Origin of the sequence: Chryseobacterium sp. RU37D (genome assembly GCF_900156075.1) — a bacterium.
Taxonomy (GTDB): domain Bacteria; phylum Bacteroidota; class Bacteroidia; order Flavobacteriales; family Weeksellaceae; genus Chryseobacterium.
In genome coordinates this window covers 1-18,160 of the sequence record NZ_FTMM01000028.1, presented here as the reverse complement: position 1 = coordinate 18,160, position 18,160 = coordinate 1, and the positions used below count along the sequence as shown (strand labels likewise).

At 33.9% G+C, this 18,160-nt stretch carries 18 protein-coding genes; 14 read left to right on the top strand and 4 right to left on the bottom strand.

The window, feature by feature from the left end; genetic code table 11:
* Nucleotides 1-243 precede the first annotated feature (243 nt).
* A complete protein-coding gene (locus BW926_RS12265) occupies nt 244-1,122 on the top strand; it encodes an SdiA-regulated/phytase-like domain-containing protein (RefSeq protein ID WP_076447458.1) in 879 nt (292 codons plus the stop codon).
* 184 nt (nt 1,123-1,306) lie between these two features.
* A complete protein-coding gene (locus BW926_RS12260; RefSeq protein ID WP_076447457.1) occupies nt 1,307-2,284 on the top strand; it encodes a polyprenyl synthetase family protein in 978 nt (325 codons plus the stop codon).
* Between the two features lie 348 nt (nt 2,285-2,632).
* On the opposite strand, the gene BW926_RS12255 is transcribed toward BW926_RS12260, so the two are convergent.
* Nucleotides 2,633-2,926 (bottom strand): hypothetical protein, encoded by a 294-nt coding sequence (locus BW926_RS12255; protein WP_076447455.1) that lies wholly within the window; start codon nt 2,924-2,926, stop codon nt 2,633-2,635.
* 136 nt (nt 2,927-3,062) lie between these two features.
* Here BW926_RS12255 and BW926_RS12250 point away from each other — a divergent pair, with 136 nt between their 5' ends.
* The gene (locus BW926_RS12250; RefSeq protein WP_076447453.1) at nt 3,063-5,495 is read left to right on the top strand and encodes an alpha-ketoacid dehydrogenase subunit alpha/beta; all 2,433 of its coding nucleotides are present in this window, start codon (nt 3,063-3,065) and stop codon (nt 5,493-5,495) included.
* 450 nt (nt 5,496-5,945) lie between these two features.
* Here BW926_RS12250 and BW926_RS12245 read toward each other — a convergent pair whose 3' ends face one another.
* The gene (locus BW926_RS12245) at nt 5,946-6,161 is read right to left on the bottom strand and encodes a hypothetical protein (protein ID WP_076447452.1); all 216 of its coding nucleotides are present in this window, start codon (nt 6,159-6,161) and stop codon (nt 5,946-5,948) included.
* Between the two features lie 166 nt (nt 6,162-6,327).
* Nucleotides 6,328-6,717, bottom strand: a complete 390-nt coding sequence (locus BW926_RS12240; protein ID WP_076447450.1) for a winged helix-turn-helix transcriptional regulator — start codon at nt 6,715-6,717, stop codon at nt 6,328-6,330.
* Nucleotides 6,718-6,884: 167 nt separating this feature from the next.
* On the opposite strand from BW926_RS12240, the gene BW926_RS12235 reads away from it, so the two are divergent.
* Complete coding sequence (locus tag BW926_RS12235; protein WP_076447449.1) at nt 6,885-7,946, top strand: NADH:flavin oxidoreductase; 1,062 nt, start codon at nt 6,885-6,887, stop codon at nt 7,944-7,946.
* Between the two features lie 305 nt (nt 7,947-8,251).
* Here BW926_RS12235 and BW926_RS12230 read toward each other — a convergent pair whose 3' ends face one another.
* Nucleotides 8,252-9,454, bottom strand: coding sequence for a C1 family peptidase (locus tag BW926_RS12230; RefSeq protein WP_076447447.1), 1,203 nt, complete (start codon nt 9,452-9,454; stop codon nt 8,252-8,254).
* Nucleotides 9,455-10,033: 579 nt separating this feature from the next.
* On the opposite strand from BW926_RS12230, the gene BW926_RS12225 reads away from it, so the two are divergent.
* From BW926_RS12225 to lpdA, 10 genes are all read left to right on the top strand, one after another.
* Nucleotides 10,034-10,552: an RNA polymerase sigma factor gene (locus BW926_RS12225; RefSeq protein WP_076447445.1), complete on the top strand. Its 519-nt coding sequence runs from the start codon at nt 10,034-10,036 to the stop codon at nt 10,550-10,552.
* A 12-nt stretch (nt 10,553-10,564) separates the two neighbouring features.
* The gene (locus BW926_RS12220; protein ID WP_076447443.1) at nt 10,565-11,668 is read left to right on the top strand and encodes a TonB-dependent receptor plug domain-containing protein; all 1,104 of its coding nucleotides are present in this window, start codon (nt 10,565-10,567) and stop codon (nt 11,666-11,668) included.
* A 163-nt stretch (nt 11,669-11,831) separates the two neighbouring features.
* Nucleotides 11,832-12,335 carry a GbsR/MarR family transcriptional regulator gene (locus BW926_RS12215; RefSeq protein WP_076447442.1) on the top strand — a complete coding sequence of 168 codons (504 nt, stop codon included), beginning with the start codon at nt 11,832-11,834 and terminating at the stop codon, nt 12,333-12,335.
* Between the two features lie 71 nt (nt 12,336-12,406).
* Nucleotides 12,407-12,751, top strand: coding sequence for a hypothetical protein (locus tag BW926_RS12210; RefSeq protein ID WP_076447440.1), 345 nt, complete (start codon nt 12,407-12,409; stop codon nt 12,749-12,751).
* A 6-nt stretch (nt 12,752-12,757) separates the two neighbouring features.
* Nucleotides 12,758-13,162: a hypothetical protein gene (locus BW926_RS12205; RefSeq protein ID WP_076447439.1), complete on the top strand. Its 405-nt coding sequence runs from the start codon at nt 12,758-12,760 to the stop codon at nt 13,160-13,162.
* A gap of 77 nt (nt 13,163-13,239) precedes the next feature.
* Nucleotides 13,240-13,641 carry a hypothetical protein gene (locus tag BW926_RS12200; RefSeq protein ID WP_076447437.1) on the top strand — a complete coding sequence of 134 codons (402 nt, stop codon included), beginning with the start codon at nt 13,240-13,242 and terminating at the stop codon, nt 13,639-13,641.
* A gap of 48 nt (nt 13,642-13,689) precedes the next feature.
* On the top strand, nt 13,690-14,127 hold the full coding sequence (locus BW926_RS12195; RefSeq protein WP_083672323.1) for a DUF1731 domain-containing protein: 438 nt from the start codon (nt 13,690-13,692) through the stop codon (nt 14,125-14,127).
* Between the two features lie 95 nt (nt 14,128-14,222).
* Nucleotides 14,223-15,665, top strand: a complete 1,443-nt coding sequence (locus BW926_RS12190) for an alpha-L-fucosidase (RefSeq protein WP_076447436.1) — start codon at nt 14,223-14,225, stop codon at nt 15,663-15,665.
* Nucleotides 15,666-15,934: 269 nt separating this feature from the next.
* Nucleotides 15,935-16,198, top strand: a complete 264-nt coding sequence (locus BW926_RS12185) for a hypothetical protein (RefSeq protein WP_076447434.1) — start codon at nt 15,935-15,937, stop codon at nt 16,196-16,198.
* Between the two features lie 218 nt (nt 16,199-16,416).
* Nucleotides 16,417-17,805 carry a dihydrolipoyl dehydrogenase gene (lpdA, locus tag BW926_RS12180; protein WP_076447433.1) on the top strand — a complete coding sequence of 463 codons (1,389 nt, stop codon included), beginning with the start codon at nt 16,417-16,419 and terminating at the stop codon, nt 17,803-17,805.
* The last annotated feature ends 355 nt before the right edge of the window (nt 17,806-18,160 follow it).

The following is an 18,160-nucleotide window of genomic DNA, read 5'->3' as shown; positions in this document are numbered from 1 at the left end:
ATAATCTATATCATCAATTAAGGCGGGCTTTGGTTCGTCTTTTTGAATTGAAATAAATGAATGTCATTCTCTGCGATCTTAATTAAGTGAAAAGCCTTTGCGAACTTTGTGGTAAAAAGAATCTTTACTCCACTTTGTTACGTTCAGAATAACAGACCAGTATATAGAATTTCTACATGAATATTTCTGTTATTCATATAAAAAATTAACGTCATTTGCATTTAAATAAATATTTTACCCCCCATGAAAAAAATATTTCTAGCTGTATGTATAACCATTTCCATATTCTCTTTTTCCCAACAATACAAGCTGTTGAAAATCAAAAAGTACAGGGTTGCTTATCTGAACAAAAAAATTCAGGAAACATCGGGTTTAAGTTTGATGAATGGAAAATTGTACACTTTCAACGACAGCGGAAATACACCTGAAATATTTGAACTGGATAAGAAAACCGGGGAAATAATAAATATCATCCCGGTTAATGCAAAAAATAAAGACTGGGAAGCACTTACAAATGATGGTAAAAACTTGTACATTGGAGATTTCGGGAATAACGGCGGAATCAGGAAAGATCTTGAAATTTATAAAATTGATTTCGAAAATAATGTATTGAAAAATGATTCTGCTAAAATAATTTCTTATGAATATTCAGAACAGAAGGATTTTATCCCAAAATATTCTGAAACAGATTTTGATGCTGAAGCTATGATTTTTTTAAACGGAAAAATTCATCTTTTTACTAAAGAATGGAATTCAAAATCAACAACCCATTATGTCGTAGATCCTGAAACTTCAGGAAAACAGAAAGTACAAAAAATAGAAAATTATAAAACCAGCTATATTGTTACAGATGCTTCTTATTTTAATAAAAAGCTTTATTTAATAGGCTATACAAAGAAAACAGAAGTATTCTTATACGTATTTAATGAAAGCAACCAAGGTATATTTTTTAAAGAAAATCCAAAGCGGTATTATCTGGGAAGCGCTTTATCCATCGGGCAGATTGAAGGGATCGCTGTTGATGAATCGGGAGTTTATCTATCGGGGGAAAAATTCCATTCACCGCTTGGAAATACAAAACCTGGCCTTTATTTTATTCCAAAAGATAAATTCAAAGATTAATACAATTAGATTATCATTTGCTGGACGAACCATCCTTAAAAAGGTAAAAAATATTTATTTAACTTATATAATTCTTACGTCCTTGCATTAAAGCTTAAAATTGATATTCTCATTAAATTATCTTAAAATTGCCTGAAAACAATTATCTTTGTGATAATTAATTATTATCCATCATTCAAAGATTGTGGCCAACACTGTAGAAGAAATCAAGCGACCGATCAATGAGGAAATGAAACTTTTTGAACAGAAGTTTTATGAATCCATGCAGAGTAAAGTACCCTTATTAGATAAAGTAACCCGTTTTATTGTTACTACAAAAGGGAAGCAGATGCGGCCAATGTTCGTATTTCTTTGTGCGAAGCTTATCGGGGAGGTTAATGAAAAAACCTATCGGGGAGCCTCCATGATCGAGCTGATTCATACGGCAACTTTAGTTCATGATGATGTGGTAGATGAAAGTTTTAAACGTCGTAATTTCTTTTCTATCAATGCTTTATGGAAGAATAAAATTGCTGTGTTGGTAGGAGATTACCTATTGTCAAAATCGGTTTTATTATCCACAGATCATAAAGATTACGATTTACTGGGTGTGATTTCAAGGACTATTCGTGAAATGTCTGAAGGAGAGCTTCTCCAGCTGGAAAAGGCAAGGAAATTAGATATCACGGAAGAGGTCTATTACGAAATTATCCGCCAGAAAACAGCCACTTTAATTGCTGCATGCTGCGAAATCGGGGTTTTATCCAATAATGCTGATGAAACTTTAGCCAAAAAAATGATGTATTTCGGAACGTATACCGGAATGGCTTTTCAGATCAAGGATGACCTTTTCGATTACTTAACTTCAAATGTCATTGGAAAACCTGTAGGAATCGATATAAAAGAGCAAAAAATGACGCTTCCTTTAATTCATACCTTAAGAACTGCCAGCGAAAAAGATAGAAAATACTTTTTTAATACTATAAAACGCTACAATAACGACCAAAAGCGAGTAAAAGAGTTGATTAATTTTGTTAAAAATTCAGGAGGCCTTGATTATGCCATTGACATAATGAAAGATTTTCAACAAAAAGCCAGAGACATTCTAAATGAATTTCCTGACTCCGAAGCCAAAAAATCTTTATATATTATGCTGGATTATGTAATTGAGCGAAAATTTTAAATTACACATACTGGCGAAAAATGCTTTTATTTATCGCTAATATCCATTTTTCATTTTAATATCTTAATTAAAAACAAATGATGCATTTTTATTAGTTTATAAGTAAATGCAGAAAGTTTCCCTAATTACAATGTATTGAAGAGTAGTACTTTTAAAGCACAATCTTCCTTGCTTTGGGGCTCAGCTTAGTATTGCCATAGTAATTTCAGCAGAAGGAATGAGTTATCATAATACAATTCCTATTTCCTATATTGGAAGTAATGGTACTGATTTTCATAGAATTATAATTTATTTTACAGGGATTATCCTGTATGATTAATTTCGTTGAAAATTGAAAGTCTGTAGGAATTAAATAATCCTCACCGTTACAATAATAACAGCCAATACAATGCAAAATAAAGCAGTTAAAAATAAATAATCCGCAATATTCTCAAGCTTGTTCGAGCGCTTTTCGTTTTTTGATCTTATTGATAAAAAAGAGAAGAAGCAGCTAATGGCAAAACCCAGACATGAAATTCCCGCAAATTCGTCCAAATGTGTACTCTGACTAATTTTTGAGATTTTCAGAGAAGTAATGATCACCAATGAAAACCCTAAAAGATTACTCGATGCGTTGAGTATATGGCTTGATTTTTTTTCCATTTTTATAAATTTATTCTAAAATAAATACAATTTTTTTTATTATCAAATTTTTAAAAAAGTTTATTAAAAATTAAAATTAATTTAAAAAGTGTATATTAGCAAAATACTTCAAGAACAAAAACTTTTTTATTGGGCTATGCAAACAACCTATATTGAAACACAGCAGATTTCTTTTCAAGATTTTAAAAATCAGATACTTGGAGACTATAAGCTGGGAAGGATTTCTCGCGAAATGTCGTATCTGGGAAGAAGAGAAGTATTAACAGGAAAAGCTAAATTCGGAATTTTTGGGGATGGTAAAGAGCTTCCTCAGCTGGCTATGGCGAAGGTTTTTAAAAACGGAGACTTCCGTTCGGGATATTACAGAGACCAGACTTTTTCTATGGCTGTAGATGCATTGACAATAGAAAGTTTTTTTGCCCAGCTGTATGCTGATACAAGCGTAGAAAGAGAACCTGCATCCGCCGGAAGACAGATGAACGGGCACTTTGCAACAAGAAGTTTGAACGAAGACGGAAGCTGGAAAGATTTAACAGCCCAAAAAAATATTTCTTCCGATATTTCTCCTACTGCAGGACAAATGCCTAGATTATTGGGATTGGCTCAGGCATCTAAAATATATAAAACAATAAAATTTGAAGGTTCTGAAAAGTTCTCTAAAGACGGTAGCGAAATCGCTTTTGGAACAATCGGGGATGCTTCTACTGCGGAAGGCCACTTCTGGGAAACGTTGAATGCTGCCTGTGCACTTCAGGTTCCAATGATTGTTTCTATCTGGGATGACGGCTACGGAATTTCGGTTCCAACGATGAAGCAGAGGGCAAAAGCTGATATTGCTGAAATGTTGAGCGGTTTCCAAAGAAAAGAAGGCGAGCTCCAAGGATGTGAGATTATTCAGGTAAAAGCCTGGGATTATCCTGCATTATTGGATGCTTATGCAAAAGCAGAGCAATTTGCAAGAGTGGAAAACATGCCAGTGGTAGTTCATGTGATTGAAGTCACACAGCCTCAGGGGCATTCTACATCAGGCTCTCACGAAAGATATAAAAATGAAGAACGTCTTGCTTGGGAAGCTCAGTTTGATGGGTTGGTAAAATTCAGAGAATGGATTGTGAATTACTCAATCGAGATTGACGGAAAAGAAGAAATTATTGCTACTGCAGAAGAGCTTAATGTGATAGATGATGAAGCGAAAAAAATGGTAAAAGCAGGGCAGAAAAATGCGTGGGACAACTACCAGAAAACAATTACAAATTTAATTCATTCAGTTTTGCCTTTAGTTGAAAATATTAAAGGACAAAATGTTGAAATAGAAAATTGTATTAATCAGTTTAATAAAATAGTTTCAAAATCTAAGAAAGATATTTTTCATTTAGTGAGAAAAACATTATTGGTGACAAGAGGTACAAATTCTATGGAAAGAAACCAATTAATGCAGAAATATAACGAGATTTTTGAAGTTGAAAAAGATAATTATTCTTCCCACTTATACTCACAGTCTCAATGGAAAGCTGAAAATGTAAAAGAAGTGAAACCTGTTTTCTCTGAAAGCTCAGAAGAGGTTGACGGAAGGGTAGTAGTAAGAAATAATTTTGATAAAATCTTTGAAAAATATCCTCAAGCTTTAGTATTTGGTGAAGATGCCGGAAATATCGGTGATGTGAACCAGGGGCTGGAGGGTATGCAAGAAAAATACGGTGAAGTTCGTGTTGCCGATACGGGAATCCGTGAAGCTACGATTCTGGGCCAGGGTATTGGTATGGCGATGAGAGGGTTGAGGCCGATTGCTGAAATCCAGTATTTAGATTATATTCTATACTGTCTTCAAGGAATGAGCGACGATTTAGCGACGGTTCATTACAGAACAAAAGGAGGTCAGAAAGCACCGGTAATCATCAGAACAAGAGGCCACAGGCTCGAAGGAATCTGGCATTCTGGTTCTCCGATGGCGGGAATCCTTAATCTTTCAAAAGGAATTCTGGTATTGGTTCCCAGAAACCTGACAATCGCAGCAGGATTCTACAACACTATGCTTCAGGCAGACGAGCCGGCCGTGATTGTTGAATGTCTAAATGGTTACAGATTAAAAGAAAAACAGCCTGATAACTTAGGTGAATTCACAGTTCCTGTAGGGAAAATCGAAGTGACAAAAGAAGGAAAAGATGTTACTTTGGTGACTTATGGATCGACTTGGAGAATCGTAATGGAAGCAGCAAACGAATTGGAAAAGCTTGGAATTTCTGCGGAAGTTATTGATGTTCAGTCATTAATTCCTTTTGATTTAAGTCATGAAATTGTTGAATCTGTGAAGAAAACAAACAGATTAGTTGTAATCGATGAAGATGTAGAAGGCGGAACTTCAGCGTTTATTCTTCAACAGATTTTGGAAAAGCAAAAAGCCTTCAGATACCTTGATTCTAATCCGTTGACCATCGCTGCAAACGACCACAGGCCGGCTTATGCAAGCGACGGAGATTATTTTAGCAAGCCGTCTGCGGATGATATGCTTGAAAGAATTTATGCTTTATTTAATGAAACAAATCCTCAGAAATATCCGGCGATATTTTAATTGGGATTTTAAATAAATTTTGAAATCGCTTTCTTTTTGAGAGCGGTTTTTTTGTTTTTACTATTTGAATGAATTTAATTTATCTAAAAACTCTTCATAATTAATTAGCCCCTTCTTTTTATAGACAACTTTACCGTTTTTTATCATAAACGTTAATGGAATTTCGACGGAAGAAATATCAATTATAGAGTTGTTAAAATTATTTTTGTTAGCATTTAAACTATCGAGAATTGAATTTTTATAAAAATAATTTTCAAGAGTTATATCCTTAAATTCAAATTTTTTTGTTGAATTAAATTGTTTAACTTTTATTGTATCGTTATCTATTGAATTAAAAGTTTAAACAACTTCTATGTATGGCTACAATTAATCCTATAATCCATGCAAAAATATTTTGTGACATTATATTGATTCCAATATTTTTATCGGGAAGTAATTGAACTTGTCTAGCTATAAAATGCATCCTTTTTGATCGTCACTAAGAAATACACTTCCGTTCAACATCGATAGATCAAATTGAAGTTCCATTAAAGCTTTCAATCTTTCATGCCTGTTGCCAGAATTTTTTACAACAAAATTTATAGAATTTGGAATAAGAACATCGATGAAAGCCTGACATAAAATATCAACAACTTTTTCCCTGTCTTTGTAGGTTGCTTTCTTCATGCATTTGTTTTTCTCAAATGTATAAGATAGAAAAAATATTACAAAATATTAAATTTTGGAAATCAATAATTTAAGTGTTTTGTTCTTTGAAAGAGATATTGTTGTAATTTTTTTCTTCCAAAATTAATTTTTTGTTTACTTTTTATATTAAAAACAAAAAAGATCATCAAACGACAACCTTTTTCACTTTCTTCTCTTCCAAAAGAGTTTTACAATCCTTCGCTTTATTAGGATCATAAACATGATATTTCGTTTCCCATTCTTCCAATTGGTACAAAATCGGCAGCAGCGCCAGCCCCTTTTCCGTCAGCGAATATTCAACTCTCGGAGGGATTTCTTTAAATTCTTCTCTGATAACCAATCCATCGGATTCCATTTCCCGCAATTGATCGGTCAAAACCTTTCTGGAGATCACATTAATTCGTACCGCCAATTCTCCAAAACGTAATTTTCGGTCTTTGATTACCAATACAATAATCGGTTTCCATTTGCTTCCCAAGGCAGACATGGCTTTACCCAGAGGACAGCTGTATTCCATTAATTCGTTTTTTTTCATAAAGAAATCCCTATTTTATTATGTTCGAATGAAATTAATTTAATGAGTTACTTTTAAGTTACTAACGTAAGTTACTACAAAGTTACCACTTTTTTCTCTACGTAAGATACAAATATGAACTATTATTAGTTACTTTGTGTAACAATTGTAAAATACAAAGTAAAAAAATGAACACAGAATCATTATTTAAACCTTTTCAATACAAAAATTTAAAATTAAAAAATAGAATCGTAATGGCTCCGATGACGAGAGCTCAGTCTGATAACGGGATTCCTACCCAGCAGATTGCAGATTATTACGCAAGAAGAGCTGCTTCAGAAGTGGGATTGATCCTGTCTGAAGGAACTGTAATCAACAGGCCTGCGTCAAAAAATATGCAGAATATTCCTGATTTCTACGGAACAGAAGCATTAAATGGCTGGAAAAACGTAATCGATGCCGTTCACGAAAACGGAGGAAAAATGGGACCTCAGATCTGGCATGTGGGAGACACCAGAAATTCTCCGGATTATCCGTTACAGGACATGGAAAAAGCTTCTACAATGACATTGGAAGATATTCAGGATACAATTGCACAGTTTGCCGCTTCTGCAAAGAAGGCCAAAGATCTTGGGTTCGATGTTGTAGAAATTCACGGGGCACATGGCTATTTGATTGATCAGTTTTTCTGGGAGGTTACCAATACAAGAACCGATGAGTATGGAGGAAAAAATATCAAAGAAAGAAGCCGGTTTGCGGTGGATGTTGTAAAAGCTATCAGGGCTGCAGTGGGAGAGGATTTTACTATCATTATCCGTCTTTCACAATGGAAACAGCAGAATTATTCTACAAAACTGGCGAATACCCCGGAAGAAATGGCAGAGTGGCTGCTACCGCTAAAAGAGGCAGGAGTAGATATTTTCCATTGTTCACAGCGTCGTTTCTGGGAGCCTGAATTTGAGGGATCTGACCTGAATTTCGCAGGCTGGGCAAAAAAAATTACAGGGCAACCGACAATTACCGTAGGATCAGTAGGCTTGAAGGGTGATGTAATGGGTGCTTTTTCCGGACAGGGAACTGAGAAAGAGGATTTAACAGAACTTACACGAAGATTAGAAAGAGGCGATTTTGATCTGGTAGCAGTGGGAAGAGCTTTATTGCAGGATCCTGAATGGGCAAAAAAAATAAAAGAGCAAAATACAGAAGCGCTCCAGGATTTTAAAGCCGAAAGCATGGGAGTATTATATTAAAAATTAATTGTTAATAGTGAATCTGTTTTGCTGTCAATTTGATTTTACAACTTTTCTGAATTGACAATTAACTATTCACGGGCAAAATAATATTCACTATTGACGATTTTATATACCTTGATTTTACCTATTTAAATTTTTTAAGCAAAAACCGTCTTGAGTATAATCCTGAGGCGGTTTTTTATTAAATTCATGTAGAATTTAAAAATTTTTTAAAACAAAGCCACTTTCTATCAACTTAGAAAGTGGCTTTTTAACAGATTAAATATCTAATTGTCACCTGGCGTGACAAAAGTGATTCTCTTCTATAAACCAATATTTTTAGTGGGTTTCAGCTGCTTTTTAATGCTTTTTGGAAGCGCATCTTTGTGAACAAGGATTGCAGTTGATTTATATTCAACATAGGGTCTTGTTGCATACAGATATCCCTCGAAATCATTGGTAACACCCCACGAATTCTTTACCATATAATATTCTTTACCCGTCTGATCTTTAGCCAGCCCTACGATGTGCATTCCGTGATCATCGGTAGTAGAAAGGTTATTTAGAGCTTTCTGGCGCATATCTTCGGTGATGGTCTTATCTTTTTTTGGTTCTGTGAATAAGGTTCCTTTGTTTTCAGCATTGATCTGGTCAAAATCCATATCAGGAATATAAGCTACCCCATTTTTGTAAGAAAAATACGGTTCGGAAACGTCTGTTGCCCAACCTACGGAATATCCTTTATTTACGGCATTGTCGATAATTGCCGTTAAATCTTTCATCGGAACATTCCAGTCAGAATCATGGCTCCAGTTATCAGGAATCGGAACTACGAATTTTTGATAATATGGATAATCTTTATATGATGAAATTTCTACATAATCTTCAGGATTAATCCCTACAACTTCCTTCGCAAAAGTATGAGGAGTGTAATTTTTTCCTTCATATGTAAAATTAGCAGGAACTTTTCCTAAATATTCATCTAAAATAGCATCCACGGAAGACATCCAGTTGTCTGTAAGCTTTCCTTTTTGTGAAGCCTGAACCAGACTGTCTAAAACAGGTTTCAGCTTATCCTGCATTTCCTTGAAATTATTTAAGGTCTGCCCTGCTTTCAGTCCTGTATAAGTATCCTGAGGAACTGCTCCGTATTTTTTGTACATATTGATAACATCGTGTAATTCACCACCGTCTCCCCAATTGATGGCTCCGTTATTCAGGACATATAATTTTGCTTTATCATGATAAGAATTTCTTGCAGTAAAGATTTCTGCCAGATCCACAGGCTTTTTCCCCATTCTCTGCATCTCAGATTCAAGGAAAGAGTTTCCAGAATAGCTCCAGCAGGTACCCGAAGAACCCTGGTTTTTTACCGAAGTTGCACCTACATCTTTCAATGTTGTGAATTGGAAATTAGCATTTTGAGACTGGTTGCTCTTTAACTTGTTGATTAAATCATCCTGAGCAAACACCATACTTCCTGCAGACAAAACAAAAAGTAATGATGCAATTTTAGTTTTTTTCATTACTATAGAGATTACTTAATAGAATAGTCGTTATGATTAAAGATATGTTACAAACGGGGAGATTAAATTTATTATTCAATTTTAGCTAAATAAATGAAAAGTAAAAGACCAAAAAGTGAACTCTATCATGAGGTTTGGAATTTTCACGAAGGCAGAATCTTTGTTTTCAATACTAATCATTCTCAATAAAATAAACTTCCAGCATTCATCTTCTCATTTCCTTTATTTTTTAAGCTTTTTCCTGCTTTCACTACTCGCTTTTTCCTGTTTTGGCTCGGCGGCGAAGCCGCCGAGCCAAAACAGGAAAAGAGCTCAAACATGCCGCTCAATCAGGGCTAGGGTAGTAGCCATCCATTTAAACATTCGGGAAATATTACGAAAATAATCTTTAAGAAATAATTAAAAAATTTTAAAAAGAAAAAACATCCTCAAAATGTCAGTATTCTTTGAAATAATTGGCATTTTTTTCCTCATTTCCCATTTGCTACCTTTGCCAAAATTCACTATTTTTTCAAAAAAGTTCATCATGTTTCCAACGTTTTTAAAAATTTTTGCATCAATATAATATAATGCCAGATTATGGAAATAGAGTTACTGTTAGAATGTCAGCGTAACGATCGCAATGCACAGCGGAAAGTATACGAAAAGATGGCCGGAAAACTGTATACAGTTTGCAGACGATATCTCAAGAACGATGAAGATATTCAGGAAGCCCTTGCCGATAGCTTTTATAAAATTTTTACAAAGATCCATCAGCTTCAGAATCCGGAAATTTTTGAAGCTTGGGCAAAGAAAATTACTGTTAATGAATGTTTACAGAAGTTGAGGGCCAATAAAGTGCTGCATATTTCATTAGAAGAAAATCATGCTGCAACTCTTGATTTTGTATCAGAAAATATTTCATTTGAAAAAGATATTTTAAACCTGCTTAACTTTTTACCAGAAGGATGCAGGGCAATTTTTAATCTTTTTGCGATTGAAGGCTACGCTCATAAAGAAATCGCCGTAATGCTTTCTATCAGTGAAGGGACATCTAAGTCACAGCTCAATTTTGCCAGAAAAAAATTACAGGAGCTTTTGGTCAATAAAAACATTTAAACTTTTAAAACAATGGAAAATAATCACGATATAGATAAAACTTTCAATGAGGCTTCTAAAAACCTGGAGGAACCTGCGACTTTTCCGGGATTTGAAAAAGTTTGGAGCTCGGTTGAAGAAAAACTGGACAAAAAACAAGACAGGAAAACCCTCCCAATCTGGCTTCCTTACGGGATTGCTGCCAGCTTATTAATTATTTCAGGGATTTTTTATTTTAATAAAAATAATAAAAACATTGCAAAACCCATTATTGTAAAAAATGATATTGAATCGCAAAAAAATCCGGCTGCCATTTCGGAAAATATTTTTAAAGTTGACAGTACGGTAAAATCTAATATTCAGAATCAGATTGCAGAACCTTCTGCAAAAATAGCCTATCATGAATCTTCGAAATCTTACGGAATTCCGCGTCTGCCTTCTTATGAAAACAGAATTCAGGAACCTTTACATGCGAATGCAATACTTGCCGAGCAGGAGAAAATGGATACCGTGAAGCTTCAGAATATAGAAGGGGTAATTGCTATGGGAATCCCAAAAGAGAAAGCTTCCAAGGTAAGCAGCTCACAGATAATTGCTTCTTCTGCAATGAAAAAGAAAAATTCAGGGTTTAATGCTGTTGCAGATACTTCAGAAGTTATTTACCCGGATGACGGATTTTACCTGAAAGAGCAGTCAAAAGAATCGGAAAACTTGACATTAAAAAATACTGCTAAAAAGAAGAGCCCCATTGCATTAAATCCTGTTTTCGGCAATAAAATTGGATATACACCTGATCAGAATTCAGTGGAAGGAGCAGCTCCTGAAATAAGCATCAATTCGATTTCCGAAAAGCTCGCCTCAGGAAAGGTGGAGACTGTAATCAGGGGCCAAAGTTCCAAAGAATCTAACACCAGTCCTATTTATTTTGTTGATGGAAAATTGATGGGTTCGGAAGAGTTTAAAAAACTGGATGTCAATAAAATTGTAAGGATGTCAGTTTTCAAAGAGGCGCAGGCAACGGCACTTTTTGGTAGCTCAGCATCAAACGGAGCCATTATTGTGGAAACTAAAGATATTTCAAAACAAGAAAAAAAGAAACTGGAAAAGCTCCTTCAGAAAGAATTACTTAAGAAATAATTATCAAATTAATAAGTAAATTTAAAGCTATAAAACGATCAAAAACAGCATAAAAGCAGGCATTCATGAAGAGTGCTTGTTTTATTTTAAAATTTATTTTCAAAAATTATTGAAAATTCAAAAATTATAATTACATTTGTAATAGGAAATTAAATCAAACAAAATGAAACTTTCAGAAGCAAAAGAAAAATACATTCAGACATGGGGAACGTTTGCTACCAATTGGGGGATCAACCGTACAATGGCGCAGGTTCATGCTTTGCTTTTGGCTAGTGATAAGCCGTTGTCTACCGATGAGGTAATGGAAGGCCTGGAAATTTCAAGAGGGAATGCGAATATGAATTTACGAGCCTTAATCGATTGGGGAATTGTAAGAAAAGAATTAGTAAAAGGTGACCGAAAAGAATATTTTGTTGCGGAAAAAGATGTATGGTTTTTGTTTAAGCAAATTACCAAAGAAAGAAGAAAAAGAGAAATTGAACCCGTAATTTCTTTCCTTGAAGAACTGAAAAATATTGAAGATAAAGATTCTGAAGAAGCCAAAGAGTTTATCAAATTAATGGATAACTTCAGTTCTGTGACAGGAAAAATTAACAATATTATGGATCTGGCGATTAAAAGTGACGATCATTGGCTGGTGGGGAAAATTACCAATCTTTTAAAATAAGAAGGACTTTAAAAATCCTTTTTTATTTCAATTAAACTTTCAAAAATTATTGAAAATATAATATTTATAAAATGTTCAATATTATTTCATATCTCATTTTTCTTTTGATCAGTTTTTATATTACTATCGATGTTGGGAGAAGATGCTATAATTCAGGAAAGTTTTATCTGGATTATCTCATTCATGATTCGGTTTTGTGTTTGACAATCAACAGGATTCTTTTGGGATGTTATTATCTGATTAATCTCGGCTACATCGCCATCAGCCTTACAACATGGGATAAAGTAAATAATATGGAAGAAATGCTGAGCGTGACAGCGATCCGGATAGGAAATATCATGTTGATCCTTTGTGTACTGCATTATATCAACATTTTTACCCTTTACTTTTTAAGAAAAAATTTAACTATAAAATAAACTATTATGACTGCAACAGTTCTTACCACGGCAACGTACAATTTTTCAGCGTACATGATCTATCTGCCAATTGTGATTACACTTACCGTTTTCGTTTCACAATTCCTCTTTAAAAATTCAAAAACTTTTATGATTGATATTTTTCATCAGAAAGAAGACATTGCGATGGCCACTAACTCATTGTTTAAAATTGGATTTTACCTTCTCAACATTGGTTTTGCGCTTTGTATTATTGAATTTTATGAAATTAAAACAATGGAAAGTCTTGTTGTGGATATGAGTGAAAAAATTGGGAAATTCTCAATTTATCTTGGAGTAATGATGCTTTTGAATCTGCTACTTTTCTTAAAAGGCCGGAAACATGCAATGAGCAAAGACAAAGTCATTAAAAATGAAAACACTGATATTTAAAATCTGGATGTATTTCACATTCAAGATGCAGAACAAAAGAACAAGAGGAGATTTTTTGAACCTTTAAAACTATTCGTATGAAAGCTTTTTTAAGAAATGATTATTATATACAATTGAGTATTTTTTTTGTGGCCGTTTTTATTGCCCTTGCAGGTTTACTTGCACAAGAAGGCAAATTATTTTTTGTATTTTATTTTGGGGTAGGGTTTTCACAATTAATCAGTTATTGCATCAGAATATTTTGTGAATATAGAAAGTCGATTATTTTTAAAATATACGGATTCTTAATAATGCCGGTTTTTCTTTCATTGCTTGGATTGTATCTGTTTGGTAATCAAAATGGTATAGCATCTTTTTGTTTGTTTGCTCCTGTGTTGTCAATATTTTATAGTCCGGTTATGGCAATTCTATATCTTATTGATATTTATAAAACCTATCAATCATTTATTGCAATTAAAAATGTCAACAATATATCTTAAAACAGTAAAAGTTGGGAAAAAGAATTTTTTAAAGTAAAAACAGAAAATGTGCGAAAAATTGCTTTACGAACTTCAATAGTTTTAGGAAACAATGGTGGTGCTTTCCCCAAATTAAAAGCGATAACAAAATTAGGTCTTGGAGGAAAACAAGGAAGAGGAAATCAAAACATAAGTTGGATTCATATCGAAGATTTTTGTAAAACCATTGAATTTATTATTAATGATGAAAATATTTCAGGACCAATTAATATTACAGCTCCAAATCCTTTACACAATGAAGATTTTATGAAAAAATTGAGGCAGCAGATGAAAATTCCTTTTGGATTAAACGCACCGGTCTGGCAGTTGGAAATAGCATCTATATTTCTAAAAACCGAAACAGAATTACTAATAAAAAGCCGAAATGTTTATCCTGAAAAATTGCTTCAATATGGTTTTGAATTTAAATATCCAATTATTGAAAGTACATTTAAAGATTTAGCTTAAATCAAAATGTATTAAAACTTTTATGACTAAGAATTTAATCAGCAAATCTTTTGTATCTTTTGTAGTTAAAATTTAAATTAGCAAAAAATACATTAATGTTCATCAGATCAAAAAAGAAAATTTTATTTCTCTCATCATTACTCATTTCATCGGCATTTTTTTCACAGGCTCATAATGTTTCAGAAGGCTATCAAAAACCTACGGATCCACTTGTCATTCAAAACCTTGAAAACTGGCAGGATTTGAAATTCGGACTGTTCATGCACTGGGGAACATACAGCCAGTGGGGTATTGTCGAAAGCTGGAGCCTTTGCCCGGAAGACGAATCGTGGACCCAGAGGAAACCGGAGCACGGAAAATCTTACCACGAATACGTAAAAAATTACGAAAATCTTCAAACTACATTTAACCCAACTCAGTTTAACCCTCAAAAGTGGGCAGACGCAGTGAAAAAAGCAGGAATGAAATATGTAGTTTTTACGACAAAGCATCATGACGGTTTCGCAATGTTTAATACACAACAGTCTGATTATAAGATAACTTCTTCGAAGACGCCTTTTTCCAAAAATCCAAAAGCAGACGTGACGAAGGAGATTTTTAATACCTTCCGAAAAGAAGGATTCAAGATCGGGGCCTATTTTTCGAAGCCGGATTGGCATTCTGATGATTACTGGTGGTCATATTTTCCACCAAAAGACCGAAATGTAAATTATGATCCGAAAAAATATCCTGAAAAATGGAACAGTTTTAAGAATTTTACTTTTAACCAATTAAATGAAATCACTTCAAACTACGGTAAAATTGATATCCTTTGGCTAGATGGCGGTTGGGTTCGCCCGTTTCACACCATTGACCCAAAAGTTGAATGGCAAAGAACCATAAAAGTCGAACAGGATATCGACATGGATAAAATCGGAACAATGGCCCGAAAAAATCAACCCGGAATCATTATTGTAGACCGTACCGTTTCAGGAAAATGGGAAAATTATGTAACACCGGAACAAGCCGTTCCCGAAAAGGCACTTATGATTCCCTGGGAGAGCTGTATTACCATGGGAGATTCGTTTTCATATGTTCCTAATGACAACTATAAATCGTCTCAAAAAATCATTGAAACTTTGATTAAAATTATTTCAAGAGGAGGTAATTATCTCATGAACATTGCTCCCGGACCCAACGGAGATTACGATGAGGTTGTTTATGAAAGATTAAATGAAATCTCTGGTTGGATGAATAAAAATCAGTCTGCGGTTTTTGCAACAAGAAATATTGCTCCTTACCATGACGGAAATTTTTATTATACCCAGAGCAAAGATGGTAAAATAGTGAATATTTTTCATTTAGACGAAAAGGTAAGTTATGAAGCTCCATCAACGTTAAATTTTGTAATCCCGGAAAATTTTAAACCAAAATCATTAAAAATTTTAGGATTGTCAAATAAAATTCAATGGAAAAAATCTGGAAACTCAATTGAAATTAATTTACCAAAAGAAAGAGATCAGTTGAAATATTCAACGGTAATTCAAATAATGCAATAATTAAATATAAATTTGTTGTTAGATAATAAGGAGTGCCTCAAAAAATACTCTTAATGAACCATTACCTGACAACTTTTTTATTTCATAAAATCATTTCTTTTTTGTGATAGTTATCATTCATTTTTAGAGATCATAAATAGTAAAATGTATTTACCTGTGCTAATTTCTGGATTTCCTGCAAAATTATTGATTGGTATGATATGTGTAATATTACCTCTGAATTAGAACGAATTATTTTAAAATAAATAATTTTCGGAAAAATAAATGTTATGAAAAAGCTATTGATATTAACAAACTTGGTAATGGGGTTATCAGCAACAGCATTTGCTCAGAAACGCCCGCCATCGCCGCCACATCCATCAAAGACTGAGCTCTACAACAGTAAGGCACATGAGCTTGAAAAAAAATATAACACAGAAAAGAAATTGATCATGAATCATCCTCTTGCCACTAAAAAAATGAAAAGTGATCAGTTAAAAGCCCTTAATGCAAGATATCAGGCTGAAAAAAAACTTCTGAGATCTGTAAAATAGATAAAGATAATATTGCGAATGCCAACCTATCTTCGAGATGTTAGGTTTTGCGAAATTTTCGGATTAAATAGAATTTATTTAAATAGGATGTATTTGTGATCGCTCTTTTTTTGTTTAAAAAACAATGAAATCTTCATAATTATGTATTCTCATATGAATTGCCGGAAACGTGCTTCATCCAATATTTTTCCTTAAATTCGCATAAAAATTTTAAACTAATGAATTACGATATTATTGTCATCGGAAGTGGTCCTGGTGGATATGTTACTGCAATTAGAGCGGCACAGTTGGGTTTCAAAACTGCAATTATCGAGAAAGAAAATTTAGGAGGAATTTGCCTTAACTGGGGATGTATTCCAACTAAAGCTTTGTTGAAGTCGGCTCATGTTTTTCATTATATTAACCATGCTGAAGATTATGGTTTAAACAAAGTGGAAGCTAGCTTTGAGTTTCCAAACGTAATTCAGAGAAGCCGTGGTGTTGCATCTAAAATGAGCAAAGGGATTGAATTCTTGATGAAAAAGAACAAAATCGACGTTATTTTAGGAACTGCAAAAGTACAAAAAGGTAAAAAAGTTTCTGTGACAGATAAAGAAGGAAAAGTAACTGAATATACAGGTACTCATATCATTATCGCAACAGGAGCTCGTTCAAGAGAATTACCGAACTTACCACAAGACGGTAAAAAAGTAATCGGATACAGACAGGCATTATCTCTTCCTGAGCAGCCAAAATCTATGATCGTTGTAGGTTCTGGAGCGATCGGTGTTGAGTTTGCTGATTTCTATAACACAATGGGTACAAAAGTAACTGTTGTTGAATTTATGCCAAATATCGTTCCTGTAGAGGATGAGGAAATCTCTAAACATTTGGAGAAATCTCTGAAAAAATCTGGTATCGAAATTATGACAAATGCTTCTGTAGAAAGCGTTGATACAACCGGAGAAGGTGTAAAAGCTAACGTGAAAACGGCTAACGGAAACATCACTCTTGAAGCTGATATCTTATTATCTGCTGTTGGAATCGCTGCAAACATCGAGAACATCGGTCTTGAAGAAGTTGGAATCCAGACAGATAAAGGAAGAGTTTTAGTAAACGAATGGTACGAAACTTCAGTTCCCGGATATTATGCAATCGGAGATTTGATTCCTACTCAGGCTTTGGCACACGTTGCTTCTGCTGAAGGAATTACTTGTGTTGAAAAAATCAAAGGAATGCACGTTGAGAAAATCGACTACGGCAATATTCCTGGATGTACTTACTGTCACCCAGAAGTTGCTTCTGTTGGTCTTACAGAAAAGCAGGCTAAAGAAAAAGGTTACGAAATCAAAGTGGGTAAATTCCCTCTTTCCGCAAGTGGAAAAGCGACTGCGAACGGAAATACAGATGGTTTCATCAAAGTTATTTTCGATGCTAAATATGGTGAATGGTTAGGTTGCCACATGATCGGAGAAGGGGTTACAGATATGGTTGCTGAAGCTGTTGTTGCCAGAAAATTAGAAACGACTGGTCACGAAATCATCAAATCAATTCACCCGCACCCGACAGTTTCTGAGGCTATCATGGAAGCTGCTGCTGCTGCTTACGGTGAGGTGATCCACATTTAATTTGAGATAATCAATTTTAAATATATTAAAACCACAGATTTTGTCTGTGGTTTTTTCTTTTTCTAAAAGCCTTTTTAAATTTTGTAATATTTAATCAAATTTAAACGGATTCTAAGATGTTTTTTTTGATTTTACCTCAGTTATTTTCTTAATTTTAATGACTTAAATAAACTGCAAATTAAAATAAATTATGTTCAAAAAATTAGCTGCTGAAGCTTTAGGATTAGGAGATATAGGTAAAATTATTCCTTCTCACGATTGTTTGGCTTCCGTCGAGTTGAACACAAGACATATCCAACAATCTCTTGTTACGATTCAAAAGATGAATCCAAATATTTCTGAAGCTGCCGTCTTT